General features: G+C 69.3%; 25 protein-coding genes and 5 tRNA genes. 17 read left to right on the top strand and 13 right to left on the bottom strand.

Annotation, left to right across the window (positions count from 1 at the left end; genetic code table 11):
• Positions 1-64: 64 nt before the first annotated feature.
• The 8 genes from ACWD02_RS31190 to ACWD02_RS31225 form a co-directional block, all read right to left on the bottom strand.
• The gene (locus ACWD02_RS31190; protein WP_030361923.1) at positions 65-649 is read right to left on the bottom strand and encodes a GTP-binding protein; all 585 of its coding nucleotides are present in this window, start codon (positions 647-649) and stop codon (positions 65-67) included.
• Entirely contained in the window at positions 630-1,223 is a 594-nt protein-coding gene (locus tag ACWD02_RS31195; RefSeq protein WP_363212490.1) for a DUF742 domain-containing protein, read from the bottom strand. Before ACWD02_RS31195 ends, ACWD02_RS31190 begins: the two co-directional genes overlap by 20 nt.
• A 93-nt stretch (positions 1,224-1,316) precedes the next feature.
• Positions 1,317-1,730, bottom strand: a complete 414-nt coding sequence (locus tag ACWD02_RS31200) for a roadblock/LC7 domain-containing protein (protein ID WP_135330751.1) — start codon at positions 1,728-1,730, stop codon at positions 1,317-1,319.
• A 10-nt stretch (positions 1,731-1,740) separates the two neighbouring features.
• The gene (locus ACWD02_RS31205) at positions 1,741-4,971 is read right to left on the bottom strand and encodes a nitrate- and nitrite sensing domain-containing protein (RefSeq protein WP_451216333.1); all 3,231 of its coding nucleotides are present in this window, start codon (positions 4,969-4,971) and stop codon (positions 1,741-1,743) included.
• Positions 4,972-5,311: 340 nt separating this feature from the next.
• On the bottom strand, positions 5,312-5,893 hold the full coding sequence (locus tag ACWD02_RS31210; RefSeq protein WP_451216336.1) for a GTP-binding protein: 582 nt from the start codon (positions 5,891-5,893) through the stop codon (positions 5,312-5,314).
• Complete coding sequence (locus ACWD02_RS31215) at positions 5,874-6,278, bottom strand: DUF742 domain-containing protein (RefSeq protein ID WP_363212493.1); 405 nt, start codon at positions 6,276-6,278, stop codon at positions 5,874-5,876. Before ACWD02_RS31215 ends, ACWD02_RS31210 begins: the two co-directional genes overlap by 20 nt.
• Positions 6,279-6,397: 119 nt before the next feature.
• Positions 6,398-6,817, bottom strand: a complete 420-nt coding sequence (locus ACWD02_RS31220; protein ID WP_098244998.1) for a roadblock/LC7 domain-containing protein — start codon at positions 6,815-6,817, stop codon at positions 6,398-6,400.
• Complete coding sequence (locus tag ACWD02_RS31225; protein WP_451216340.1) at positions 6,818-10,624, bottom strand: nitrate- and nitrite sensing domain-containing protein; 3,807 nt, start codon at positions 10,622-10,624, stop codon at positions 6,818-6,820. It lies immediately after the preceding gene.
• A gap of 575 nt (positions 10,625-11,199) precedes the next feature.
• Between ACWD02_RS31225 and ACWD02_RS31230 the strand changes: the two genes are divergently transcribed.
• From ACWD02_RS31230 to ACWD02_RS31270, 9 genes are all read left to right on the top strand, one after another.
• Positions 11,200-11,397: a hypothetical protein gene (locus ACWD02_RS31230; protein WP_451216811.1), complete on the top strand. Its 198-nt coding sequence runs from the start codon at positions 11,200-11,202 to the stop codon at positions 11,395-11,397.
• A gap of 157 nt (positions 11,398-11,554) precedes the next feature.
• Positions 11,555-12,343, top strand: a complete 789-nt coding sequence (locus ACWD02_RS31235; protein WP_451216343.1) for a fumarylacetoacetate hydrolase family protein — start codon at positions 11,555-11,557, stop codon at positions 12,341-12,343.
• Positions 12,336-13,817 carry a glutamate--tRNA ligase gene (gltX, locus tag ACWD02_RS31240; RefSeq protein ID WP_451216346.1) on the top strand — a complete coding sequence of 494 codons (1,482 nt, stop codon included), beginning with the start codon at positions 12,336-12,338 and terminating at the stop codon, positions 13,815-13,817. Before ACWD02_RS31235 ends, gltX begins: the two co-directional genes overlap by 8 nt.
• A gap of 79 nt (positions 13,818-13,896) precedes the next feature.
• Positions 13,897-14,622 (top strand): HAD family hydrolase, encoded by a 726-nt coding sequence (locus ACWD02_RS31245; RefSeq protein ID WP_451216349.1) that lies wholly within the window; start codon positions 13,897-13,899, stop codon positions 14,620-14,622.
• Positions 14,623-14,709: 87 nt separating this feature from the next.
• Positions 14,710-14,781, top strand: a tRNA-Gln gene (locus tag ACWD02_RS31250).
• Between the two features lie 21 nt (positions 14,782-14,802).
• A tRNA-Glu gene (locus ACWD02_RS31255) sits at positions 14,803-14,875 on the top strand.
• Positions 14,876-14,937: 62 nt separating this feature from the next.
• Positions 14,938-15,010, top strand: a tRNA-Glu gene (locus ACWD02_RS31260).
• Positions 15,011-15,038: 28 nt separating this feature from the next.
• Positions 15,039-15,110: transfer RNA gene (locus tag ACWD02_RS31265), tRNA-Gln, on the top strand.
• 40 nt (positions 15,111-15,150) lie between these two features.
• Positions 15,151-15,223 (top strand) — tRNA-Glu (locus tag ACWD02_RS31270).
• A 39-nt stretch (positions 15,224-15,262) separates the two neighbouring features.
• Here the strand turns inward: ACWD02_RS31270 and ACWD02_RS31275 are convergent.
• A complete protein-coding gene (locus ACWD02_RS31275) occupies positions 15,263-15,940 on the bottom strand; it encodes a MerR family transcriptional regulator (protein ID WP_451216352.1) in 678 nt (225 codons plus the stop codon).
• Between the two features lie 133 nt (positions 15,941-16,073).
• Between ACWD02_RS31275 and ACWD02_RS31280 the strand changes: the two genes are divergently transcribed.
• Positions 16,074-16,532, top strand: a complete 459-nt coding sequence (locus tag ACWD02_RS31280) for a DUF4188 domain-containing protein (protein WP_451216812.1) — start codon at positions 16,074-16,076, stop codon at positions 16,530-16,532.
• A gap of 83 nt (positions 16,533-16,615) precedes the next feature.
• Here ACWD02_RS31280 and ndgR read toward each other — a convergent pair whose 3' ends face one another.
• Complete coding sequence (gene ndgR / locus ACWD02_RS31285) at positions 16,616-17,332, bottom strand: IclR family transcriptional regulator NdgR (RefSeq protein ID WP_053137572.1); 717 nt, start codon at positions 17,330-17,332, stop codon at positions 16,616-16,618.
• Positions 17,333-17,513: 181 nt separating this feature from the next.
• Here ndgR and leuC point away from each other — a divergent pair, with 181 nt between their 5' ends.
• The 4 genes from leuC to ACWD02_RS31305 all read left to right on the top strand — a co-directional run bounded on the left by leuC (position 17,514) and on the right by ACWD02_RS31305 (position 20,876).
• On the top strand, positions 17,514-18,947 hold the full coding sequence (gene leuC / locus ACWD02_RS31290) for a 3-isopropylmalate dehydratase large subunit (RefSeq protein WP_451216355.1): 1,434 nt from the start codon (positions 17,514-17,516) through the stop codon (positions 18,945-18,947).
• Between the two features lie 5 nt (positions 18,948-18,952).
• A complete protein-coding gene (gene leuD / locus ACWD02_RS31295) occupies positions 18,953-19,546 on the top strand; it encodes a 3-isopropylmalate dehydratase small subunit (RefSeq protein WP_363212499.1) in 594 nt (197 codons plus the stop codon).
• A 239-nt stretch (positions 19,547-19,785) separates the two neighbouring features.
• On the top strand, positions 19,786-20,022 hold the full coding sequence (locus tag ACWD02_RS31300; protein ID WP_363212500.1) for an SCO5555 family protein: 237 nt from the start codon (positions 19,786-19,788) through the stop codon (positions 20,020-20,022).
• A 173-nt stretch (positions 20,023-20,195) separates the two neighbouring features.
• Complete coding sequence (locus tag ACWD02_RS31305; RefSeq protein WP_451216359.1) at positions 20,196-20,876, top strand: HU family DNA-binding protein; 681 nt, start codon at positions 20,196-20,198, stop codon at positions 20,874-20,876.
• A gap of 74 nt (positions 20,877-20,950) precedes the next feature.
• On the opposite strand, the gene ACWD02_RS31310 is transcribed toward ACWD02_RS31305, so the two are convergent.
• Together ACWD02_RS31310 and cofC are read right to left on the bottom strand one after the other, a co-directional pair.
• Positions 20,951-21,154 carry a hypothetical protein gene (locus ACWD02_RS31310; RefSeq protein WP_160507421.1) on the bottom strand — a complete coding sequence of 68 codons (204 nt, stop codon included), beginning with the start codon at positions 21,152-21,154 and terminating at the stop codon, positions 20,951-20,953.
• Between the two features lie 13 nt (positions 21,155-21,167).
• Complete coding sequence (gene cofC, locus ACWD02_RS31315; protein WP_451216362.1) at positions 21,168-21,803, bottom strand: 2-phospho-L-lactate guanylyltransferase; 636 nt, start codon at positions 21,801-21,803, stop codon at positions 21,168-21,170.
• A 160-nt stretch (positions 21,804-21,963) separates the two neighbouring features.
• Here cofC and ACWD02_RS31320 point away from each other — a divergent pair, with 160 nt between their 5' ends.
• Genes ACWD02_RS31320 through ACWD02_RS31330 form a run of 3 tightly spaced genes read left to right on the top strand, consistent with a single transcriptional unit; the run spans position 21,964 to position 24,975 of the window.
• Positions 21,964-22,755, top strand: a complete 792-nt coding sequence (locus tag ACWD02_RS31320) for a lysophospholipid acyltransferase family protein (RefSeq protein ID WP_451216365.1) — start codon at positions 21,964-21,966, stop codon at positions 22,753-22,755.
• Complete coding sequence (locus ACWD02_RS31325) at positions 22,752-23,762, top strand: NAD(P)H-dependent glycerol-3-phosphate dehydrogenase (protein ID WP_451216368.1); 1,011 nt, start codon at positions 22,752-22,754, stop codon at positions 23,760-23,762. Before ACWD02_RS31320 ends, ACWD02_RS31325 begins: the two co-directional genes overlap by 4 nt.
• 34 nt (positions 23,763-23,796) lie before the next feature.
• On the top strand, positions 23,797-24,975 hold the full coding sequence (locus ACWD02_RS31330; RefSeq protein WP_451216371.1) for a D-alanine--D-alanine ligase family protein: 1,179 nt from the start codon (positions 23,797-23,799) through the stop codon (positions 24,973-24,975).
• A 16-nt stretch (positions 24,976-24,991) separates the two neighbouring features.
• On the opposite strand, the gene ACWD02_RS31335 is transcribed toward ACWD02_RS31330, so the two are convergent.
• Positions 24,992-25,474 (bottom strand): DUF3515 domain-containing protein, encoded by a 483-nt coding sequence (locus tag ACWD02_RS31335; RefSeq protein ID WP_451216815.1) that lies wholly within the window; start codon positions 25,472-25,474, stop codon positions 24,992-24,994.
• Between the last annotated feature and the right edge of the window lie 15 nt (positions 25,475-25,489).

Here is a 25,489-nt window from a genome sequence, read left to right on the forward strand (position 1 = left end):
ATACGACGAAGGCCCCGGTACTCCTTGGAGTACCGGGGCCTTCGCGGCGTACGGGCAAGGACCGCTAACGCAGCCGCGCCATCAGCGCGTGCTCAACGAGCGTGATCAGCGCGCTCTTGGCGTCGGCGCGATGCCGCGCGTCCGTCGTGATGATCGGGGTGTCCGGGCCGATCTGCAGCGCCTCGCGCACCTCGTCCGGCGTGTACGGCTGGTGGCCGTCGAAGCCGTTGAGGGCGATGACGAAGGGCAGCCCGGAGTTCTCGAAGTAGTCGACGGCGGGGAAGCAGTCGGCGAGCCTCCTCGTGTCGACCAGGACCACCGCGCCGATGGCGCCGCGTACGAGGTCGTCCCACATGAACCAGAAGCGGTCCTGGCCCGGCGTACCGAAGAGGTACAGGATCAGGTCCTGGTCCAGGGTGATGCGGCCGAAGTCCATGGCCACCGTGGTGGTGGTCTTGTCCCCGGTGTGGGTGAGGTCGTCGATGCCCGCGGAGGCGGACGTCATGACGGCCTCGGTGCGCAGCGGGTTGATCTCAGAGACCGCCCCGACGAACGTGGTCTTGCCCACGCCGAAGCCGCCCGCCACCACGATCTTCGCGGAGGTGGTGGAGCGAGCTGTTGCTCCGCCGCTAGAGCTTGCGAAGTCCACTGAGCACCCTTTCGAGCAGTGTCACGTCTGGCTGGCCGCCGGCGGACTCGTCGCCGCCAGGCTGATGGATGGCGACAAGTCCGGCCTCCGCCAGGTCGGCTACGAGGATCCGGGCGACGCCGAGAGGAATGGTGAGAAGTGCCGAGATCTCAGCGACTGACTTGATCTCGCGGCACAGATTGCAGATCCGCTGATGCTCGGGCAACTGGCCCTGCAACTGGTGCGGTTGGGCGGTGGTGTGCACCAGCGCCTCGATGGCGAGCTGGTACCGGGGCCTGGTGCGGCCGCCCGTCATGGCGTACGGGCGCACCAGGGGGTTGCTCGCAGCGGGCGCCGACTCGGGCGCGCGTCGCTGTGGTTGCACTGGCTGGATCCTGGGGGTGTGAGGCTGCTCGTACGGGCTCTGGCGGGGGCCCGGCTGCTGCGGCTGCTGGTAAGGCCTGCGGTGCTGGCTGGGCGCGGAGGGGAAGTTGTAACGGTTGGGCGCCCCGTCGTGCGGTCCCTGCCCCTGGCCGTGACCAGGCGACCAGTTGGCCGATGACGAACCGTCCGGGGGTGTTCCTGAGCCTGCCACGTACTCCTCCTCCGACTGTGCCGGGCACCATCATTCTGGAGCCGCGTCCCGAAACCTTACGGCCACGGGACGCGAAAACGCACCGTACGTCTACTAGTTGAGAAGGCTCCCCTGCAGCTCCGCACGCAGGTCGGGCGTGAGTACGGTGCCGGCACGGTCGACAAGAAGTGCCATCTCGTACCCAATGAGACCGATGTCCGCATCCGGGTGGGCGAGGACGGCCAGCGAGGAGCCGTCAGAGATGGACATAAGGAAGAGAAATCCTCGCTCCATCTCCACAACGGTCTGGGTCACGGAACCGCCCTCGAAGATCCGGGAGGCCCCGGCGGTGAGGGAGGTCAGACCGGATGCGACGGCCGCGAGCTGGTCGGCCCGGTCGCGGGGGAAGCCTTCGGACATCGCCAGAAGGAGTCCGTCGGCGGAGACCACCACCGTGTGGGACACCCCAGGGGTGTTGTCCACGAAGTTGGTGATCAACCAGTTCAGGTTCTGCGCCGCCTGGCTCATCGGGCTCACACTAACGCTCCTGGTTGTAGGTGCTGTCAGGTCCACCGCGGTGATTACCGGTGTCCTGGCCATTCGTGGTGTCACTGCCTGCGCTGCGTCCCCGCTGGACGCCGCGGCGCAGGTTGCTCAGCCGACCCCGAACGTCCTCGGGGTCGCGGGAGACCTGAGGGCCGCCCTGTGGGGTCTGTTCCGCCGTGCCCTCGACCAGATTGGCCTTGGGCACCCGCTTCGGGAGACCGGACGGGGTGACTCCACCCGCCTTGGGCTCCTTCAGCGACTCGGCGCGCAGCCAGCGGTCGTCGTTGGACGACGAACGCCAGTTGCTCTCGCTGTTGCCGACGTTGTTCCCGAAGGCGTCGCCGGTGGTGTTCCCGAAGGCGTCGCCCATCGGGGCCGACGCGCTGTCGTTGCCCGTCGCACCGGTTGATCCGCGGCGCGGGAGACCCGCTGCGGTGGTGTCGTGGACTGCGGACGGGACCGGTCCGGGACGCTCGAAGCCTACGCGCTCGGCGCCGTTCGCGGGAGTCGCCGGACCGGATTCCGGTTCCGGAGAGTACTCGGCCTGATACGCACCCGAGTTGTTCTCGTATCCGTCGTTCGACGGCCAGTCGTCCTGGTGAGAGCGGTCGGGGTAGGCCGCGAACGGCTCGGAGACGGCACCCGTACGAGCGGCGTGGTCGTCGTGACCGGCCTCCGTATAGGGGGCGTCCTGGTAGCCGTCCCGCGCCGGGTAGTACGCGTCGTCGTACGCCGGCTGAGCGGACTGGCCCTGGTTGTACTCGTCGTACGCCGGGACCTGCTGGTCGTACGCGGGCTCGTAACCGCCCTGCTGCTGCTCGAAGCCCTGCTGCTGCGGGGATATCTCGTCACGGAAGAGCGGACGGCCGTCGCCGGACTGCGCCTGCGCCTCCAGGGCGGCACGCCGCTCCTCGCGCATCAGCGAACGGCCGACGGGGTCGAGGTCCGCGGGTTCGACGGCGTCGCCGTTGTAACGGCTGTCGTCGAAGCCCAGTTCGGCCGCCGTGCGCATCGGCTGGTGGTTGAACGCGGGCTGCTCCGGGGCCTGCTGCTCCGGCATGATCGAGGAGACCGTGAACTCGGACTCGGGCAGCTGGTGATCGCCGCCGCCACCGTGTGTGATCCCGTCGGGGAGCATGACGAGCGAGGTCGTGCCGGCCTGCTCACCCGAGGGGCGCAGCTGGACGCGGATGCCGTGCCGGTCGGAGAGACGCCCGACCACGAACAGACCCATGCGCTGGGAGATCGCGGCGTCCACCGTCGGCGGGTTGGCCAGCTTGTGGTTGATGTCCGCGAAGTCCTCGGCGGTGAGGCCGATGCCCTTGTCGTGGATCTCGACCATGATGCGGCCGTCGGGAAGACGGGTCGCGGTGACGCGGACCTTGGTCTGCGGCGAGGAGAACGTGGTGGCGTTCTCCAGGAGCTCGGCGAGCAGGTGCACGAGGTCGGTCACGGCGAGGCCGTGGATCTCGGCCTCCGGGACACCGGAGAGCTCGATGCGCTCGTACTGTTCCACCTCGGATGAGGCGGCGCGCAGCACGTCGACCAGCGGGACCGGCTGGTCCCAGCGGCGGCCCGGCTCCTCGCCGGAGAGGACCAGGAGGTTCTCGCCGTTGCGTCGCATACGGGTCGCCAGGTGGTCCAGGCGGAAGAGGCTCTCCAGCTGGTCCGGGTCGGCCTCGTTGTTCTCCAGGTCGGTGATGAGGGTCAGCTGGCCCTCGATCAGGGACTGGTTGCGGCGCGAGAGGTTGGTGAAGATCGCGTTGATGTTGCCTCGCAGCAGGGCCTGCTCGGCGGCGAGCCTGACGGCCTCGCGGTGCACCTGGTCGAAGGCGCGGGCGACCTCGCCGATCTCGTCCGTGGAGGAGATCGGGATGGGCTGTACGCGGGTGTCGACACGACCGGGGTCGGTGCGCGACAGCTGGTCGACCAGCATCGGCAGCCGCTGCTCGGCGATGCCGAAGGCGGCCGTGCGCAGCTGGCGCATCGCCTTGGACATCTGGCGGGCCATCATCCCGGCCAGGATGAAGGCGGCGAGCAGGGCGATCACGACGATGGCGCCGGTGATGTACGCGTTGCGCTGGGCGTCGGCCGCGATGTCCGACGCCTCGGTCACCGCCTTGTCGGCGAGGTCGGACTCGATGGTGCGGTACGCGTCGAACTTGGCGGACGTCGTGGCCCACCAGGCTTCCTTGGTGACGCCCTTCCCGGCGAGCTCGACGCGGGCGCTGGGCTGCGTGCTCGGCAGCGTCGCGATGGCCGAGACCATGTCCTCGGCGGACGGCGGCGGGACGAACGTCTTGCCCTGGGCCTTCGCGGCGGCGGCGGCCTGCTTGGCCTTCTTCTCGCCGTCGGCCTTCAGCTTCTTCTTGGCGGCCTCGAGCTTGGCGACGTCCTGGGGGGTGCCACCGCCCGTGTACTCCTCGATGGCGATGCCCTCGAGGTAGGCGTACGAGGAGAGGGCCACCTTCTGCTTGCCGAAGTTGCTCGCGGAAGGGCCCGGCTTGACCAGCAGGTGCATGCCGATGGAGCGCTCGAGGGAGAGCGCGGCCTTGGTCAGTGAGATGGCGTAGACGGTCCGGCCGTAGCTGGTGATGTTTCCGGTGCCCAGACCGAGCTCGTTGGCGAACTCCATCAGGGGGTGCTGGATGCCGACGTAGGCCTCTTCGGTCTGCGCGCCGGGGAGCTTGGAGGTGTACGCGGCCTGCCGCAGGGACTGGAGGCCCGGCTCCACCTTGTGGAAGCCGTCGAGGCGGCGCTTGAGGCCTTCCTTCTGCGGCATGTTCTCGGCGGCGGCGTCGAACTCGTCGGCGGCCGCGTCGGTGGCCTTGCGGGCCTTCACGACGGCCGGGGCGTTCTTCTCGCCGCGCAGCAGCGGGGCGGCGGAGATGTCGCGCTCTTCGATGAGGCGGTTGCCGTAGTTCAGCGAGGCCTGCACGAGGCGGGCCGTGTTCTCGGCGTCCTGGGCCTCGCTCCAGGTGTCGATCGAGCCCTTGACCTGGAAGCCGCCCATGACAAGGCCGACGAGCACGGGTATGAGGAGGATCGCGTTCAGGCGGGTCGGCACGCGCCAGTTGCGCGGGGACATTCTGCCGCCGGAGGGCGCCGGCGGTTCCATGCCCTGCACATCGGCGGGGGACGCCGCTGTGCGCGGCGGCGGGGTGAAGTTGCCCCGCGTGTCCCGCGTCTGCGGCGGTGCGGGGCTCGTCTTGCTTCGCCTCACTCGACCAACAACCTCTCGGCGGCGGGACCTACACCGGTCCCGCTGTCGTCTCCAAGGCCCGTGCTACTGGGCAGTTCAGCGCATTCCAGCACGTCAGGGGGTCCTCTACCAAACAGTGGGAAGGGCAAGTTCCGAGTGGTGTAAGCCTCAGATAAAACGGTCAAAAAGAGCGAGCCCCGCCAAAAGGCGGGGCTCTTGTGCGCGCAGCGACACCGAATGACCGCGACGCGTGGCGGCGCCCGGCGAATTCTCTGTCGAAACGTTATGAACAGAGCGGTCATCCGTGTCAAATGACACAGACCACTCTGTGGAATCTACGGCAACTGCCGTACGCCCTCGTCTACTTGAGTCGGGCCATAAGTGCATGCTCGACCAGTGTGATCAGGCCACTCTTTGCGTCCGCACGGTGTCGGGCGTCCGTGGTGATGATCGGGGTGTTGGGACCGATCTGGAGAGCTTCGCGCACTTCATCGGGGGTGTACGGCTGGTGGCCGTCGAAGCCGTTGAGGGCGATGACGAAGGGCAGCCCGGAGTTCTCGAAGTAGTCGACGGCCGGAAAGCAGTCGGCGAGACGGCGGGTGTCGACGAGCACGACGGCCCCGATGGCGCCGCGTACGAGGTCGTCCCACATGAACCAGAAGCGGTCCTGGCCCGGCGTACCGAAGAGGTACAGGATCAGGTCCTGGTCCAGGGTGATGCGGCCGAAGTCCATGGCCACCGTGGTGGTGGTCTTGTCCCCGGTGTGGGTGAGGTCGTCGATGCCCGCGGAGGCGGACGTCATGACGGCCTCGGTGCGCAGCGGGTTGATCTCAGAGACCGCCCCGACGAACGTGGTCTTGCCCACGCCGAAGCCGCCCGCCACCACGATCTTCGCGGAGGTGGTGGAGCGGCCTGAGCCGCTGCTAGAGCTTGCGAAGTCCACTGAGCACCCTTTCGAGCAGTGTCACGTCTGGCTGGCCGCCGGCGTTCTCGTCGCCGCCGGGCTGGTGAATGGCGACGAGCCCGGCCTCGGCCAGGTCGGCCACGAGGATCCTGGCCACGCCGAGCGGCATGGAGAGCAGAGCCGAAACCTCGGCCACCGACTTGACCTCGCGGCACAGGTGGCAGATGCGCTGGTGCTCCGGGAGCAGCCCCATCAGCTGCGCCGGGTCGGCCGTCGTGCTCACCAGCGCCTCTATCGCGAGCTGGTAGCGGGGCCTTGTCCGGCCGCCGGTCATCGCGTAAGGACGCACCAGCGGCTGGTCGCCTTCATAGCCGTACGACGCCTGAGAGCCGTACGGTTCGTGAGAGGCGTTGGGCGGGGTCATGGATCCTCCGGGCGGGACAGCAGGTGGTCTGCGTGCCGTCTGATAGAGCCGGTGGGGGGCACCAGGTTGGCCGGACGGTGGTCAGTACGTTCGGTCGGTGGGGCGGCCGATGAAGAGAGCTAGTGCAGCAGGCTGCCCTGCAGTTCGGCGCGGAGGTCCGGGGTCAGGACGGCGCCCGCGCGGTCCACGAGGAGCGCCATCTCGTAGCCGACGAGGCCGATGTCGCACTCGGGGTGTGCGAGCACGGCGAGGGACGAACCGTCGGAGACCGACATGAGGAAGAGGAACCCCCGCTCCATCTCCACCACGGTCTGGGTGACGGCGCCGCCCTCGAAGATCCGCGAGGCCCCGGCGGTGAGGGAGGTGAGACCCGACGCGACCGCGGCCAACTGGTCGGCGCGGTCACGCGGGAAGCCCTCGGACATCGCCAGAAGGAGGCCGTCGGCGGAGACCACGACGGTGTGGGACACCCCGGGGGTGTTGTCCACGAAGTTCGTGATCAACCAGTTCAGATTCTGTGCCGCCTGGCTCGGACTCAACTAACGCTCCTGCTGGTGAGTGGGGAAGCTGCCGGTCTGGCCGGTACCGGCCTGGCGACCCTGCTGGATGCCCCGACGGAGATTCGTCAGCCGGCCGCGCACGTCGTCGGGCGCACGCGAGACCTGCGGACCTGTGCTGTCCTGCTGCTGCTGAGCGGTGCCCGCGACGAGGTTGGCTCGCGGAACGCGGCGCGGCAGGCCGGACGTGGTGACGCCACCCGCGGACGGCTGCCGGACGCGCTCGGCCTGGCGGCCCAGCTCGTCGTTGGGCGAGGTGCGCCAGGAGGCGGCGCTGCCGTTCGTGACGTGGCTGCCGTTCCCGCCACCGGTTCCGTTGGCCGGCGCGGCGGGCGTTCCGGTCGGGCGCTGCGGCGCGGCCGGGTTCTGCGGCTGCTGTGCCTGCGGCCTCGACGGAAGGGGCGACGAGGGCGACGACGGCTGCTGCCGCTGCGGACGCTGGGGCTGCTGCTGCTCGGGTGCGCTGCCCTGGGGCTGCTGCTGCCCTTGCTGCTGCTGTTGCTGCTGGAACCAGTTGGTCTCCAGCGTGTCGAACAGCGGGGTACGGCCGTCACCCGGACCGGCGGGCGGCAGCTCGTCCGGCTGCGAGGGCCGTACGGGCTGCTGAGGCTGCGGCGCCACCGGCGGGATGCCGAGCTGACCGCCCTGGCCCTGCGCACCCTGGCCCTGGCCGGGGTTCTGACCCGGGTTCTGGCCGGGGTTCTGGCCGCGTCGGGGAGCCCCGCCGTTGTAGCCGGGAGCGCTGGTGCCGGGACGCTGGAACTGGTTCGTGCCCGAAGAGGAGTCCTGGCCACCGAAGACGTCCGGACGGACGAACTGACCGGTGCCCTGCTGACCCTGGCCCTGACCCGGACCCTGACCACCCTGCTGGCCCGCGTTCTGCGGCGAACCCGTGCCGGGCGGCGGCCCGTTGAAGTCCGGCCGCGCGAACTCGGCGGTCGAACCGGGGCCTTGCGCGGCACCGGCCGAGGGGTGCGGGAACTGTCCCGTGGACTCCGGCTCCTCGTGCCCGCGCGGGGTGTCGAACGGTTCGTGCGATATCTGCGGCTGCGCGTTCTCGTCGCTCCAACTGGGCACGCGCGGCTGCGGGTTGCCCCCGGGAAGCTCGGCACGCGGACCACCGCGCGGCGGCAGCTGCGGCCTGCGCCCCTGGTCCCCGGCGTCGGTCGCGGATGGGTGCGCCGGACCTGCGGGGTTGGCGGGCCCCGCGGGGTTCACCGGGTTCGTACGCTGCTGGGGCACCGGAGGCTGCGGCGCGGAGGCCTGACCGCGGTTACCGCCCTGCCCGCCCCCGAAGAGGCTGCCACCGGACGAGCCCGGGGCGCCGGCACCCTGTCCGGGCGGTCCCTGGCGGGGAGGCTGCTGACCGGACGGCGGGCCCGCGGGAGCGGACGGCGAACCGTTGCGCGGCCCCGGTCCCGCGTCACGCGAGGGCAGCGCGGCACGCGGCCCCGCACCCGTGACCTGACCACGGGGCGGACCGGCGCCGAGCCTGCCCTGGGATCCCGCGGGACCTGCCGAGCCGGGCGCACCGTTACCGCCGCCGACGCCGCGACGCGCTGCCGCGGCACCCGCGGACGCCTGCGCGGCGACCGGGCCACCGCCCTGGCCGGGGCCGGGCGCACCGGGCTTGTTCGGCGCCTTCTTGCCGCCCTGGGCGACATCGATGGGCAGCATGACGAGCGCGGTCGTGCCGCCGGAGTCCGAAGGACGGAGCTGGATGCGGATGCCGTGGCGCTGCGACAGACGGCCGACCACGAACAGACCCATGCGGCGCGAGACCGAGACGTCCACGGTGGGCGGCGACGCGAGCCGCTCGTTGATCGCCGCGAGGTCCTCGGGGGAGAGGCCGATGCCGGTGTCGTGGATCTCGATCAGCACACGGCCGTCAGGCAGCGCGTGACCGGTGACCTTGACCTTGGTCTGCGGCGAGGAGAACGACGTCGCGTTCTCCAGAAGCTCGGCGAGCAGGTGCACGAGGTCGTTGACCACGCGTCCGGCGACCTCGGTCGTCGGGACCGCGGAGAGCTCGATGCGCTCGTACTGCTCCACCTCGGACGCGGCGGCACGCAGCACGTCGACGAGCGGGACGGGCCGGGTCCAGCGACGGCCGGGCTCTTCACCGGCGAGAACGAGGAGGTTCTCGCCGTTACGGCGCATGCGGGTCGCGAGGTGGTCGAGCTTGAAGAGCGAGGACAGCTGGTCCGGGTCGGCCTCGCGCGACTCCAGCTCGGAAATAAGAGACAGCTGACGCTGGATGAGACCCTGCGAACGCCTCGACAGGTTGGTGAACATCGCGTTGACGTTGCCTCGCAGCAACGCCTGCTCGGCGGCGAGGCGGACGGCCTCGCGGTGCACGTCGTCGAAGGCCGCGGCCACCTGGCCGATCTCGTCCCGGGAGTGCACACCGACGGACTCGACCGAGGTGTCGACGTCCTGGGGGTCGGCCTCGGAGAGCTGCTTGACGAGCTCGGGCAGCCGGTCCTGGGCGACCTTGGTCGCGGTGTCCTGGAGGCGCCGCAGCGAGCGGATCATGGACCGGGCCACGACGAAGGCGCCGACGAGCGAGACGCCGAGGACGAGCAGGATCAGCGCACCGTTGAGGATGGCGGCCTGCTCGGACTCGTTGCGCAGCTCGCGGGCCTTCTGCTCCATCTCGTTGAGCAGCGTGAGCTCGATCTTGGACATCGCGTCGATCTTGGTGGTGTCGGCGTCGACCCAGTCCTTGTACGAACGCTTGTCCTGGAGCTTGATGCCGCCCTCCTGCTCAAGCACACGCTTGGCATAGGAGTCGGCGCCCTTGATGGAGGAGTTGCCGCCGTCGATGGGCTTGGTCAGCTCGTCGGGATTGCCCGAGTAGATGCCCTTGAAGGCATCCAGTTCGGAGTTTTCCTTGTCGAGCGCGGACCAGCCGTAGCGCCGGTCGGTCTCGGAGATCTTGCCGAAGGTGCTGTCACCGGCGGGGAGCGAGGCGGCGATCACCGCGCGCTGCACCGAGGCGTACTCCTTGGCGGAGGAGAAGGCCGTCAGGGCGCGGGTGCGCTGGATCATGTCCGGGTTGCTGGTCGCCTGCGCCATGTCCGAGGACAGGGTGAGCAGCTGCTCGATGAGCTGGCTGTACGCGTCGACCGTCTGCGACGTGGAGTTCTCGTCGTCGTAGGCGTTCTTGCGTACGTCATTGATCTTCTGGAGCTGCTGCGTGATCTCGACGGTGTTCGCGCGGACGCCGAGGAGACCCTTGTCGCCGTCGGTGTTGTCGAGGTCCTGCGTCTCCTGCAGGAAGCGGTTGTAGGCGCGGTCGGTCTTCTGCCGGGCGCCCTTGACCACGTAGTCCGAGGAGTTCGCGCCGTGCGCGAGGGGGCCTGCCGAGCGGTCGCGCTCCTCCTGGAGCGCGGAGGCCAGCTCGGTGGCGCGCTTGGTCATGTCGGTCAGCAGCTTCATGTTGTTGAGCTGCTGGATCTCGTCCATGGACTCGTTGATGCGGAGCGCGCCGAGGGAGGTCGCGGTGATCACGGGGAGCGCGAGCAGCGAGACCAGTCGGGTGGAGATGCGCCAGTTGCGCAGGGCTATTCGCGAGCCGGGCCCGGTGGGCGACTTCACGGTGCCCGTCGTGCCGCCCGATGACGCGGTGGCCGTGGGCAGGCTCACGCCGCCGGCTCCGCGGCCGGTCTCGCCGGCCGGTACCTGCCCGGGGTTCTGGGCGTGCTGGGCCGAGGAGCCGCGGTCGGTCCCGCCGCGCTCCGGCTCTGCCGCAGCGCTGCTGCCATCCCTCTTGAAACGTCCCTGCACTAGCGTCGCAACCTCTGGACCAGGCGTCCCTCCGCACAAACGGCGGGACGGTGTCGGCGTCGTGGGGCGCAGAACGCCCCATGGTGGTCGTGAGTGACCGGCGCTGGCTCCCCTTTCCCGCCGCCACTCGGCGCTGCGTTGCGCCCCTGCGCGCCGGTTCGATCCCGCGGCGGTCCCGGGAATTCCAGCACAGTGCAGGATCTCCAACAAGGCCCGTGTGTCGCGCCGCGACCTCCGTGACTGGGCGTGAGTGGCGCGTCACGAGACGTAGAAAGTGATCTGGGGCAAAACGGGCCATTGGGCCCAGTAAAGCTCTGGCCGACGGGTGTCCCAGTGTTCATGATCGGGAGCGGAATGATGGCTTCAGTGGCGCAATGTCCGATTCCAACAACCCCTTCACGGGCCTGAATTGACCCTTTTGCCCGCTACCTCGTGAGCAAACTCACATGAAGATCAAGGCCTCATCCGGGCTTTGGGCGGGAATTGGATGTTTAGCCTGACGCTTTACAGGGATGGCGAATCCGACAACCCGCGTCCACCACACGACGCCTCAACTGACAGGGCACGAACAGCAGATGAAGACCGTCAAGTCGGCGATGTTCCGCAACATAGCCAACCCGCGCCGCACCACCCTCGCCCACCTCACGGACGCACAGGAGGTCGCCCCGGCCGCCGAGCAGCCGGACCACGCGACGGAACTCCCGGCGGTGACGGCCAACCCGAAGCGCACGATCCTTATGGACGCGCCGGAGCAGTTCAGTCCGGCTGTCTGAGAAGAATCCAGCCCGTCCGGCGTTCGAGGACGAGCTCGCGCAGCGGCGACAGACGGAGTGCCGACGCGGGGGCACGTGAGATCCGGTCGCACGCCGGCCGCAGGCCACCGCGTTAGCCTGGGGTGTCAGTCTCTCCCTCCAGCAAAGGGCACCGCTCTTGCGCATCGCCAGGTTCTCCATCGACGGCAACGTCGCCTTCGGCGCGGTCGAGGGCGAAAGTCCCCCCGGAACGACCGATGGGCTCGTCCTCGACATCATCAAGGGCATCCCGTTCGCGGACTTCGAGCTCTCCGGCACGAAGGTCCCGCTGAGCAAGGTCAGGCTGCTGCCTCCGGTGCTCCCCAACAAGGTCGTGGGCATCGGCCGCAACTACGCGGACCACGCCAAGGAACTCGGCAACGAGGTCCCCGACGTCCCGGTCGCCTTCTTCAAGCCGTCCACCTCGGTGATCGGCCCCGGTGACGCCATCGCGTACCCCTCCTTCTCGCAGGAGGTGCACTACGAGGCCGAGCTCGCCGTGGTCATCGGCCGCATGTGCCGCGAGGTCCCGCGCGAGCGCGCCCGCGACGTCATCCTCGGCTACACCTGCGCGAACGACGTCACCGCGCGTGACGTCCAGCAGCGCGAGAAGCAGTGGGCCAGGGCCAAGGGCTTCGACAGCTCCTGCCCGCTCGGCCCCTGGGTGGAGACCGACCTCGACCCCTCCGACCTCACCATCCAGTGCACGGTCAACGGCGAACAGCGCCAGCTGGGGCGTACGACCGACATGGTCCGCTCCGTCGAGGACCTGATCGTGCACATCTCCGAGGCCATGACGCTGCTCCCCGGCGACGTCATCCTCACGGGCACCCCGGCAGGGGTCGGCCCCCTGAACGTCGGCGACGAGGTCGCCGTCACCATCGAAGGCATCGGCACTCTCACCAACAAGGTGATCAAGCGTGGCTAACGCGACTCCCGTACGCGTACGGTTCTGTCCCTCGCCGACCGGCAACCCCCACGTGGGCCTGGTCCGCACCGCTCTCTTCAACTGGGCCTACGCCCGGCACAACGAGGGCTCCCTCGTCTTCCGCATCGAGGACACCGACGCGGCCCGCGACTCGGAGGAGTCGTACGAGCAGCTGCTCGAGGCGATGCGCTGGCTGGGCTTCGACTGGGACGAGGGCCCCGAGGTCGGCGGCCCGCACGCGCCGTACCGCCAGTCGCAGCGGATGGACGTCTACCAGGACGTCGCCGCCAAGCTCCTGGACTCCGGCCGCGCGTACTACTGCTACTGCTCCACGGAGGAGCTGGACGCCCGCCGCGACGCCGCCCGCGCCGCCGGCAAGCCGTCCGGCTACGACGGCCACTGCCGCGACCTGACCGCCGAGCAGCGTGCCGCGTACGAGACGGAGGGCCGCAAGCCCATCGTCCGTTTCCGCATGCCCGACGAGGCGATCACGTTCACGGACCTGGTCCGCGGCGAGATCACCGTCCAGCCGGAGAACGTCCCGGACTACGGCATCGTCCGCGCCAACGGAGCACCGCTCTACACCCTGGTGAACCCGGTCGACGACGCGCTGATGGAGATCACCCACGTCCTGCGCGGCGAGGACCTGCTCTCCTCGACCCCCCGCCAGATCGCCCTCTACGCGGCGCTTGCGGACCTGGGCATCGCCAAGGAGACCCCGGCCTTCGGCCACCTCCCGTACGTCATGGGCGAGGGCAACAAGAAGCTCTCCAAGCGCGACCCGCAGGCGTCCCTGAACCTCTACCGCGAGCGCGGCTTCCTCCCCGAGGGCCTCCTCAACTACCTGTCCCTCCTGGGCTGGTCGTTCTCCGCGGACCAGGACGTCTTCTCGATCGAGGACATGGTCGCCAAGTTCGACCTCGCGGACGTGAACGCCAACCCGGCCCGCTTCGACCTGAAGAAGGCCGAGGCGATCAACGCCGACCACATCCGCATGCTGGACGTGAAGGCGTTCGCGGCGGCCTGCGAGCCGTGGCTTCGGGCCCCGCACGCCAACTGGGCCCCCGAGAGCTTCGACCAGGCCGCCTGGGAAGCCATCGCCCCCCACGCCCAGACCCGCATCAAGGTCCTCTCCGAGATCACGGAGAACGTGGACTTCCTCTTCCTCGACCAGCCCGTCGACGACGAGGCGTCCTGGACGAAGGCCATGGGCAAGGGCGACCCGGCCGCCCTTCTGACGACGGCCCGCGCCAAGCTCGACGCCGCCGACTGGACGTCCCCCGAGTCCCTCAAGGAGGCCGTCCTGGCCGCCGGCGAGGAGCACGGCCTGAAGCTCGGCAAGGCCCAGGCCCCGGTCCGCGTCGCCGTCACCGGCCGCACGGTCGGCCTGCCCCTCTTCGAGTCCCTGGAGATCCTGGGCAAGGAGAAGTCCCTGGCCCGCATCGACGCGGCCCTGGCGAAGCTTGCCGCGTAAGGCTGCGCAAGCACGCACGTTCAGAACGAAGGGCCCGGAAGCCATCACGGCTGCCGGGCCCTTCGCGTACGTTCGGACCATGCCGATCAAAGCCGTGGTCTGGGACGTGGACGACACGATCTTCGATTACGCGTACGCCGACGCCACCGGCATGCACGCCCACCTCACCGCCGAAGGCCTCATGGAGCGGTACGAGACCGCCGAGCGTGCCCTTGCCCTGTGGAAAGAGGTCACCGAGCGCCACTGGGCCCGCTTCAGTGCCGGAAGGGTCGACTTCGAGGCCCAGCGCCGCGACCGCGTACGCGAGTTCCTGGACGCCGTCCTGAGCGACCGGGACGCGGACGCCTGGTTCCAGCGCTACCTCGTCCACTACGAATCCGCCTGGACCCTCTTCCCCGACACCCTCCCCGTCCTGGACGCCCTCGCCGACGACTACCGCCACGCCGTGCTCTCGAACTCCGCACTGATGGTCCAGGACCGCAAGCTGCGCGTACTCGGCGTGCGGGACCGCTTCGAGTCCGTCCTGTGCGCCGCCGAACTCGGCGTCTCCAAGCCCGCGGCGGAGGCCTTCCTCGCGGTGTGTACGACGATGGGCCTGGCCCCCGAGGAAGTCGCCTACGTAGGGGACCAGCCGGAGATCGACGCACGGGGCGCCCGGGACGCGGGTCTTCTCGGCATCTGGCTCGACCGCAACGGCGCGGCCCAGGAAGGCATGTCGGGCGTACACCGCATCACGTGTCTCACCGAGCTGCCCCCGCTGCTCCGCGGCGATACCCGTTTTGGAGCGCCGTCCACCTTCGGGTAATGTTCTTCCTGCGCCGCCCGAGAAGGCCGAAAGGTCCGACCAGGAAGCGCAAGTCGAGCAAAACTCCCGCAAGGGGTTGCGTATCGATGGCCTATGGTGTAATTGGCAGCACGACGGTTTCTGGTTCCGTTAGTCTAGGTTCGAGTCCTGGTAGGCCAGCTCGCAGAGCTTATCTGCAACGCCCCCGTTGTGTAGCGGCCTAGCACGCCGCCCTCTCAAGGCGGTAGCGCCGGTTCGAATCCGGTCGGGGGTACAGATCCTTCCCATGGAAGCAGTTCGGGTCGCACCCACTGCAGCCGATGCAGGATCGCTAGGGCCCCCGTTGTGTAGCGGCCTAGCACGCCGCCCTCTCAAGGCGGTAGCGCCGGTTCGAATCCGGTCGGGGGTACGCAGTGTCTAGCTGGTCTAGACCACAGTGGGCTATGGTGTAATTGGCAACACGACGGTTTCTGGTTCCGTTGTTCTAGGTTCGAGTCCTGGTAGCCCAGCGCAGTACGGCAGGACAAAGCAGTGCAGCAGGAAAAGCTAGCCCCCGTTGTGTAGCGGCCTAGCACGCCGCCCTCTCAAGGCGGTAGCGCCGGTTCGAATCCGGTCGGGGGTACAGAAAGAAGGGGCCTTCCCGTAAGGGAGGGCCCTTTCGTCATTCCTCCGGCGCTCCTGTCGCGTCGCCCGAACCCTCCTGCCCGTAGCGGCGGTTGGACTCCTCGGCCTGGGCGAGCCTGCGCAGGCTCAGCAGGACCGGTTCGTAGAGGACGGTGAGCGCGACCGCCGCCTCCAGCTGTTCGTCGGGCGACTCGTAGCGCTCCACCAAGTCCAGGTCGGCGACGGCCAGTTGTCCCGCCGAGCGCGCGTAGGGCGCCAAGTCGTCGACGGCGCAGGGGTATCCGAGCCGGGCGAGCGTCGCGACCGCGGTCACGAGCATCCCGTACGCCGGTGAATCGGCGCCGTAGCCCTGGCCGTACCGCCAGTCGAGCCGTTCGAGCAGGGCGTCGGCCGTGTGGCGTGCCGTCAGTGTCGCCGGGTCGTCCTCGACGGGCTCGGGGCCGTGGGGGAGTGCCCAGACCGCCATGCCCAGACGGGAGTTGTGGTCGAGGGAGTCGTCCTCCAGGGCGGTGAGCACCTCGCGGGCGGACGCGATCGGCACCCGGCCCACCTGGATGAGCGCCCGGACGAGGCGCAGTCGCCGCAGGTGCTGCTCGTCGTACTCGGCCTGCGTGGCCGTCACGCGGCGGCCCGGCGGGAGCAGCCCCTCGCGCAGGTAGTACTTGATCGTGGCCGTCGAGACCCCGCTGCGCGTGCTGAGCTCCGCCAGTCGCATCGGCTCGCTCCTTCTCTTGGTTCTCTCTTGCGCATCCCCTTGGGGAGTGGCACTATCCAATCATGGATAGCAGAGCTATCCAACGCTCTCTGAAGGGGGAACCATCGTGAGCACCAAGCCGATCGAAGGGCGCATGACCGCCGACGCGCAGGGTCCGGTCACCGTCTTCAACATCGGGATGCGCATCAACAACTTCCGTGCCGTGCGCAGCTGGTGGCCCGTCTTCCGGGCGATGCCCCGGATGCTCGAGGAGCTGTCGCGGGACCCGGGGAGCGGCATGCTCGGCTATCAACTGCTGCTCGGCGGCCCACGGGTGCTGTACGTCGTCCAGTACTGGGAGTCACCGGAGAAGCTCCTTGCCTACGCGTCCGAGCAGGGCAAGGAGCACCGCCCCGCCTGGGCCGCCTTCAACCGGCGGTTGCGGGAGGGCAAGGGGAAGGTCGGCTTCTGGCACGAGACGTACGTGGTGCCGCCCGGCGCTCATGAGGCGGTCTACATCAACATGCCGGAGTTCGGCCTGGGCAAGGCCGTCGGCGTGGTGCCGGTGGGCCGCCGGGGGGAGCGGGCCGCCGACCGGCTCAAGGTCGTCTGAGGCATGTAAAACGCCCGAGGGGCAGCCGCGGCGTTGAGGCGGCCCCTCGGGCGATTACTACGTGCTGACCGGGGTGGTACGGGTCAGCCCGTGCGGCGCAGGGCCTCGGACAGGCGTCCTGCGGCGTCGATGATGGCCTGGGCGTGCATCCGGCCCGGGTGGCGGGTCAGGCGCTCGATCGGCCCGGAGACCGAGACGGCGGCGACCACGCGGTTCGAGGGGCCGCGCACGGGGGCGGAGACGGACGCGACGCCCGGCTCCCGCTCGCCGATGGACTGGGCCCAGCCCCTGCGGCGTACGCCCGAAAGGGCGGTGGCCGTGAAGCGGGCGCCCTGGAGGCCGCGGTGCAGGCGCTCCGGCTCCTCCCAGGCCATCAGGATCTGCGCGGACGAGCCCGCTTTCATCGTGAGCGTCGAGCCGACGGGGACCGTGTCCCGCAGGCCCGAGAGACGCTCGGCCGCCGCGACGCAGATGCGCATGTCGCCCTGGCGGCGATAGAGCTGCGCGCTCTCGCCCGTCACGTCACGCAGGTGCGTGAGGACCGGGCCCGCCGTGGCGAGCAGGCGGTCCTCGCCGGCCGCCGCCGCGAGTTCCGCGAGCCGCGGGCCGAGAATGAAGCGGCCCTGCATGTCGCGCGCCACCATCCGGTGGTGTTCCAGTGCCACGGCGAGACGGTGTGCCGTGGGTCGTGCGAGTCCGGTGGCCGCGACCAGACCCGCGAGGGTGGCCGGGCCGGACTCCAGGGCGCTCAAGACGAGAGCCGCCTTGTCGAGAACGCCGACGCCGCTAGAGTTGTCCATGCGTCGATACTCGCGTCTCACTCTGTGAAACGCAAGTTCAATTTTCGATGGAACACGTCACCCTGGGACGTGCGATCCGCGGACCAACGGATGGCGGTCCACGCGCGGCACGAGGGGTACGGGCGTGGACGAACAATTCTCTAGTTGGGCCGGCCCAACACAGCCGGTCGGAGGGAAAGCGATGGGTAGGACACTCGCGGAGAAGGTCTGGGACGACCACGTCGTCCGGCGCGCCGAAGGCGAGCCCGACCTCCTCTTCATCGATCTGCACCTGCTGCACGAGGTGACCAGCCCGCAGGCCTTCGACGGCCTGCGCCAGGCAGGACGCCCGGTGCGGCGCCTCGACCTCACCATCGCCACCGAGGATCACAACACCCCGACCCTCGACATCGACAAGCCCATCGCGGACCCGGTCTCGCGGGCGCAGTTGGAGACGCTGCGCAAGAACTGCGCCGAGTTCGGCGTGCGGCTGCACTCGCTGGGCGACGTGGAGCAGGGCGTCGTCCACGTGGTGGGCCCCCAGCTGGGCCTGACCCAGCCCGGCACCACCGTGGTCTGCGGCGACTCGCACACCTCCACGCACGGCGCCTTCGGCGCGCTCGCGTTCGGCATCGGCACCTCCCAGGTCGAGCACGTCCTGGCCACGCAGACGCTGCCGATGGCCCCGCCGAAGACCATGGCCATCACCGTCGACGGCGAACTGCCCGACGACGTCACGGCCAAGGACCTGATCCTCGCCATCATCACCAAGATCGGCACCGGCGGCGGCCAGGGCTACGTCCTGGAGTACCGCGGCTCCGCCATCGAGAAACTCTCGATGGAAGCCCGCATGACCATCTGCAACATGTCGATCGAGGCCGGCGCCCGCGCGGGCATGATCGCCCCCGACGCGACCACCTTCGACTACATCAAGGGCCGCGACCACGCCCCGAAGGGCGAGGAGTGGGACGCGGCGGTCGAGTACTGGAAGACCCTGAAGACGGACGAGGACGCGGTCTTCGACGCCGAGGTCTACATCGACGCCACGAAGCTCGCGCCGTTCGTCACCTGGGGCACCAACCCGGGCCAGGGCGCGCCGCTCTCGGCGCAGGTCCCCGATCCGGCTTCGTACGAAGACGCCTCGGAGCGGTACGCCGCCGAAAAGGCCCTGGAATACATGGGGTTGACCGCGGGGCAGGCGCTGCGCGACATCAAGGTCGACACCGTCTTCGTAGGTTCGTGCACCAACGGCCGCATCGAGGACCTGCGTGCGGCGGCGTCCATCGTCGAGGGCCGCAAAGTCGCCGACGGCGTACGGATGCTGATCGTCCCCGGCTCGGTCCGGGTCGCCCTGCAGGCCATCGAGGAGGGCCTGGACAAGGTCTTCGTCGCCGCGGGCGCCGAATGGCGGCACGCCGGCTGCTCGATGTGCCTGGGCATGAACCCCGACCAACTGGCGCCCGGCGAGCGCTCCGCGTCGACCTCCAACCGCAACTTCGAGGGCAGGCAGGGCAAGGGCGGCCGCACCCACCTGGTGTCGCCCCAGGTCGCCGCCGCCACCGCGGTCACCGGCCACCTGTCGTCGCCCGCGGACCTGACCGACGCCCCTGGTAACCCCGTCACCGCCGGAGTCTGAGAGCCATGGAAGCATTCACCACGCACACCGGCCGGGCCGTTCCGCTGCGCCGCAGCAACGTCGACACCGACCAGATCATCCCCGCCCACTGGCTGAAGAAGGTCACCAGGGACGGATTTGAGGACGGGCTCTTCGAGGCCTGGCGCAAGGACGGCGAGTTCATCCTGAACAAGCCCGAACGCCAGGGCGCCACGGTCCTGGTGGCAGGCCCCGACTTCGGTACGGGCTCCTCGCGCGAGCACGCCGTCTGGGCGCTGCAGAACTACGGCTTCAAGACCGTCATCTCCTCGCGCTTCGCCGACATCTTCCGCGGCAACTCGCTGAAGAACGGCCTGCTCACCGTCGTGCTCGACCAGAAGATCGTGGACGCGCTCTGGGACCTGACGGAGGCCGACCCGCAGGCCGAGATCACCGTTGACCTGCAGGATCGCCAGGTCCGCGCCGAGGGCGTCACCGCCGACTTCGAGCTCGACGAGAACGCCCGCTGGCGTCTCCTGAACGGCCTGGACGACATCAGCATCACGCTCCAGAACGAGCCGGACATCGCCGCGTACGAGGCCGGCCGACGCTCGTACAAGCCGCGGACCGTGCAGGTCTGACACCCCCGCAACACCCTGGTGTACCCCCAATCGTGGACGGTTGGGGGTACATCTGTGTCCGGGCCCTGGAGGGGGTCCGCTGACCTGAACGGGTGGTCTCAACTCCCTTGATCCGGACGGCAGAAGAGGCTTGAAATCCCCTTGTACTCGGTCCGACCGGGTACCCTCAGGAGGGCGCCGGATGTGGGTAGTTACCCCCTGCGGAGGCGACAACTCGCCCCAGATGGCACAATCGGTGCATGGAACGTGACAGCCAACTCGAGCTCTACGGGCTTGTTGCGGACCAACTGAAGGAAGCGCACTCAAGGGTGCGTGCACTGCAAGTCCCGGAGGGCGTACGGATGGCGCTGACCCGGAAGCTGCTGGTCATTACGGCCGCGGCCAAACACGATCTCGCCGATGCGGCAAGGCGTCTGGAGCGATTGATGGCGTCCCTCGACGAAGCTGAAGAGGGCCGATTCCCCGAAGATGCCTGAGCCACAAGGCTCAAACGGCCCTTCGAGGAACCTTCGAGGAACTCATGGACAGTCGAGTTCGTTGCGGCACAAGGGTGATTAGCCCGTTTCGTGTTTGATTTGCGGTATATATCTGCCTAACGTGCGAAAAAGCCTGGCGAATACGCTCGGGCGAGGTCTCCGAAGGGGAAGACGTGAACAAGGCGCAGCTCGTAGAAGCGATTGCCGACAAGGTGGGTGGCCGTCAGCAGGCCGCCGACGCCGTGGACGCGGTTCTGGACGCAGTCGTCCGTGCCGTGGTCAGCGGAGACCGTGTTTCGGTCACCGGTTTCGGCTCGTTCGAGAAGGTTGACCGTCCGGCCCGTTACGCCCGCAACCCGCAGACCGGGGAGCGCGTTCGGGTCAAGAAGACCTCGGTTCCGCGCTTCCGCGCCGGTCAGGGCTTCAAGGACCTGGTGAGCGGCTCGAAGAAGCTCCCGAAGAACGACGTCGCGGTCAAGAAGGCGCCCAAGGGCAGCCTTTCGGGCGGCAGCGCATCGGCGACCGTCAAGAAGGCCGCGGCCAAGAAGGCCACCGCCAAGAAGGCGACGGCGAAGAAGGCCACCCCCGCCAAGAAGGCCACCGCCAAGAAGACGACGGCGACGGCGAAGAAGGCGGCCACGGCCAAGAAGGCCACCGCCAAGAAGACGACGGCGACCGCCAAGAAGGCCACGGCCAAGAAGGCGACGGCCAAGAAGGCCACCCCCGCCAAGAAGGCCACCGCCAAGAAGACCGCGCCGGCCACCAAGAAGGCCACCGCGAAGAAGACCGCTCCGGCCAAGAAGTCGACGGCGCGCAAGACCACCGCCAAGAAGGCGACCGCCCGCAAGAAGTAAGGGCACCAGGGCACTCACGCGCCGGGCCGGGCTCCCAACTGGGAGCCCGGCCCGCGGCGTGTGCGGGGGCCACTTCAGAACGTCTGCAGCGTCACCAGGGTGATCCGGCGGCCCTCGCCCTCACCCTCGACCTCGATCCGCACCCGCTGGCCGGGCCTGAGCAGCCGCAGGCCGCCCGCGTCGAACGCCGGGGGATCGAAGGGCACCGGAGTGCCGTCGTCGAGCAGCACGCTGCCGCTGCGGGTCTCGGAGTCGTACGTGTACGCGGTCGCCTGCATGGGGGAAGCGTACTCAGTCGGCGATCAGCAGCCTCGCGGCAGCCGCCGCCGTGCGCGGCCCCACACCCAGCGCGAGCGCGGCCCGCAGGTCGTCGCCGGTGTCCACGTCCTGGCGTACGGAATCGACGTCGTCGAGCGGAAGTTCCACCGCCCCGGAGGCCTTGTGCCGGGAACGGGACGCCGCGCCGAATGCCGGACGCAATTCCATGCCGGGGGTGGCGGAGAGCAACGTCGTGCCGATTCCGGCGGCGTCCGCGAGGAAAGAACGGGGAAATCGGGCCGCGCTGTCGAGTACCCGGGTCAATTCCAGGGGGCGCAGTGCGGGGAGATCGGCATTGAGCGCCGCGACGGCCGTTCCGGGCCGCCCGGCGCGTACATCCGCCGCCCCGTGCGCCAGGGCCGCGTTGAGGCCCCCCGCGGGCTCGTCACGGACGATCCTGGCCCCCAGCACCGCCAGCTCGCGCCCGGCGAGGCCGTCGTCCGTGACGACCACCACATCCCGTACCGCCGGGCAGGCCATCGCGGCGGCCACGGTGTCCTGCGCGAAGGCCAGGGCGAGGCCGGGGCGCAAGGTGTCACCGGTGGTGGCGGTGAGCCTGCTCTTGGCGCGCTCCAGCGGCTTCAGGGGTATCACCAGGGTCCACTGCACGGGTGCCGGCTCCGTCCTTCGCGTCGGGCCCATTGTGACCTGCCGGCCGGGGCACTACCGGGGCCGGGGTTGCGGGGGCGGGCGTACGGTGTTCTCGACAGACAGGCAGCCTGGGGCGACACTTGTGCGGCCGACCAGGTTCATGGAGGAAGGTGTCCGAGTGTCCCGCCGCAGAATCGGCTTCTGGTACCGCCTGGCGGCGGTCATCGCAAAACCGCCGCTGGTGGTTCTGTTCAAGCGGGACTGGCGTGGAATGGAGCACATTCCGGCCGACGGTGGATTCATCACGGCGGTGAATCACAACTCGTATATCGACCCGCTCTCGTACGCGCATTTTCAGTACAACACCGGACGAGTGCCTCGTTTCCTGGCAAAGGACGGCCTTTTCAAGGACGGCTTCGTCGGCAAGGTCATGAAGGGCACGGGCCAGATCCCGGTCTACCGCGAGACCACGAATGCGCTCGACGCCTTCCGTGCCGCGGTCGACGCGATCGAGCGCGGTGAGTGCGTGGCGTTCTACCCCGAGGGCACCCTCACCAGGGACCCCGAGATGTGGCCGATGACCGCCAAGTCCGGTGCCGCGCGGGTCGCCCTGCGGACCAAGTGCCCGGTGATCCCCGTCGCCCAGTGGGGCGCCAACCTCGCGCTTCCCCCGTACAGCAAGAAGCTCAGCCTCTTCCCGCGCAAGAAGCTCCAGGTCCTCGCGGGCAAGCCGGTCGACCTCTCGCGCTTCTACGACAAGGAACCCACACCCGAGATCCTGCGGGAGGTGACCGAGGAGATCATGGCCGGGGTCACCGAACTCCTCGAGGAGATCCGGCACGAGAAGGCGCCCGCGGTTCCCTACGACCCGCGCAAGGCGCGGCTCGCGCAACGCCGCAAGGCGACCGGCCCGAGCGGTTCAGGCGTCCCCGAGAACACCCCCGAGAGCACCACGGAGGACAGCAAGTGACGAACCCGGTGAGGGCCGCCGTCTTCGGAACCGGCTCGTGGGGTACTGCCTTCGGCATGGTGCTCGCCGACGCCGGGTGCGACGTCACCCTGTGGGCCCGCCGCGCCGAACTCGCCGAGGCCGTCAACTCCTCGCACAGCAACCCGGACTACCTCCCCGGTGTCGAACTCCCGGAGAGCCTGAGGGCGACCACGGACCCGGCCGAGGCCGCGGCCGGCGCCGACTTCACCGTGCTCGCGGTGCCTTCGCAGACGCTGCGCGGCAACCTCGCCGAGTGGGCGCCGCTGCTCGCCCCCGACACCGTGCTCGTCTCCCTCATGAAGGGCGTCGAACTGGGCTCCGCGATGCGGATGAGCGAGGTCATCGAGGACGTCACGAAGGTCGCCGCCGACCGCGTGGCCGTCGTCACGGGCCCCAACCTCGCCCGCGAGATCGCCGCCAGGCAGCCCGCAGCCGCCGTGGTCGCCTGCCGCGACGAATCGATCGCGCAACGCCTGCAGACCGCCTGCCACACCCCGTACTTCCGCCCGTACACGAACACGGACGTCGTCGGCTGCGAACTCGGCGGCGCCGTCAAGAACGTCATCGGTCTCGCCGTCGGCATCGCGGACGGCATGGGCCTGGGCGACAACACCAAGGGCTCGCTCATCACGCGCGGGCTCGCCGAGACCACCCGCCTGGGCATGGCGATGGGCGCCGACCCGCTGACGTTCTCCGGACTCGCGGGCCTGGGCGACCTGGTGGCCACCTGCTCGTCGCCGCTCTCGCGCAACCACACCTTCGGCACCAACCTCGGCAAGGGCATGACCCTCGAGGAGACCATCGCGGTCACCAAGCAGACCGCGGAGGGCGTCAAGTCCTGTGAGTCGGTGCTGGATCTGGCCCGCAGGCACGGCGTCGACATGCCCATCACCGAGACGGTCGTGGGCATCGTGCACGAGGGCACACCCCCCGTGGTCGCCCTCAAGGAGCTGATGTCGCGCAGCGCCAAGCCCGAGCGCCGCTGACTCTCCCCGGGCCAGCGGGTACCCTCAAGCCGATATGAGCAGCGAGAACCTCCCCCAGAGCCCCGAGCCGCGCCCCGAGCAGAGCTCTGAGCTGCCGCTCCGCAAGCCGCGTGTGGCCGTCGTGTTCGGCGGCCGCAGCTCGGAGCACGGCATCTCGGTCGTCACGGCGGGCGCCGTACTGCGTGCCATCGACCGCACCAAGTACGACGTCCTGCCCATCGGCATCACGACGGACGGCCGCTGGGCCCTGACCGCCGACGATCCCGACCGCATGGCGATCACCGACCGGCAGGTGCCCAACGTCGACGCGCTGGCCGAGTCGGCCGACGGCGGCGTGGTGATGCCGCTGGACCCCGGCAACCGCGAGGTCGTCTACAGCGAGCCCGGCTCCGTGCCCAAGGCGCTCGGTGAGGTCGACGTCGTCTTCCCGATGCTGCACGGTCCCTACGGAGAGGACGGCACCCTCCAGGGGCTCCTGGAGCTCTCCGGAGTGCCTTACGTGGGCGCCGGTGTGCTCGCCTCGGCCGTCGGCCAGGACAAGGAGTACATGAAGCGGGTGTTCACCTCCTTCGGTCTGCCCGTCGGCCCGTACCTGGTGATCCGCCCGCGCGAGTGGGACCGCGACCAGGAGGGCGCCCGCAAGAAGATCGCGGAGTTCGCCGGCGACCACGGCTGGCCGCTGTTCATCAAGCCCGCGCGCGGCGGCTCTTCGATGGGCATCACCAAGGTCGACTCCTTCGAGGGCCTCGACGAGGCGATCGAGGAAGCCCGCCGCCACGACCCCAAGATCCTCGTCGAGTCGCTCCTGCGCGGCCGCGAGATCGAGTGCGGGGTCCTGGAGTTCGAGGACGGGCCGCGCGCGAGCGTGCCCGCCGAGATCCCGCCGGTGCAGTCGCACGACTACTACGACTTCGAGGCGAAGTACATCGACTCGACGCCCGGGATCGTGCCCGCCCCGCTGACGCCCGAGCAGACCGCCGAGATCCAGCGGCTCGCGGTCGACGCCTTCGAGGCCACCTCCTGCGAGGGCCTGGTGCGCGCGGACTTCTTCCTCACCGAGGACGGGTTCGTGATCAACGAGATCAACACGATGCCGGGCTTCACGCCCATCTCGATGTACCCGCAGATGTGGGAGGCGAGCGGCGTCAGCTACCCCGAGCTGGTGGACCGCCTCGTCCAGGCGGCCCTCAACCGGTCGACGGGGCTGCGCTGACCCCTCGCGGGATGCGCTAGGCGATCCCCTTGGGGATCGTCTTCTTGACGGGGGCGGCGAAGTCCGTCAGCGGGCTCACGCCGCTCCCCGCGCGCTCCTCGGGCAGCGTGATCTCCACGTACGCCTTGCGCAGCGTGGACGTGAAGCGGAACGAACCGTCGTCCTGCTCCTCCATCAGCCAGTTGACGCCGTCAGCCGTCACACCGTCCGCCTCGGGGTCGTTCATCTTCGGCGGTCTGGCGACACCGCAGCGCAGTATGATCGCCGGGTCTCCCCACCCGGCGGTCAGCTCCGACTTCGGCTCGGGATCAACGCGCTCAAGACCGTCCACCTTCTTCGGCAGCCGCTTGTCCAGGTTCCGGCACAGTTCGGTGACCTTGCCGTCCGGGGTGGGAACCGCTGCCTTCACCGCTTCGTCTGCTGAGGAGCAGCCCGCGGACGCGATCAGCAGTGCGAGGGCGGGAGCGGAGACGAGGCAGCGACGCCGGCGACGGGAAATCTTCACCGGCCAAGG

The organism is Streptomyces sp. NPDC002853 (assembly GCF_053591915.1).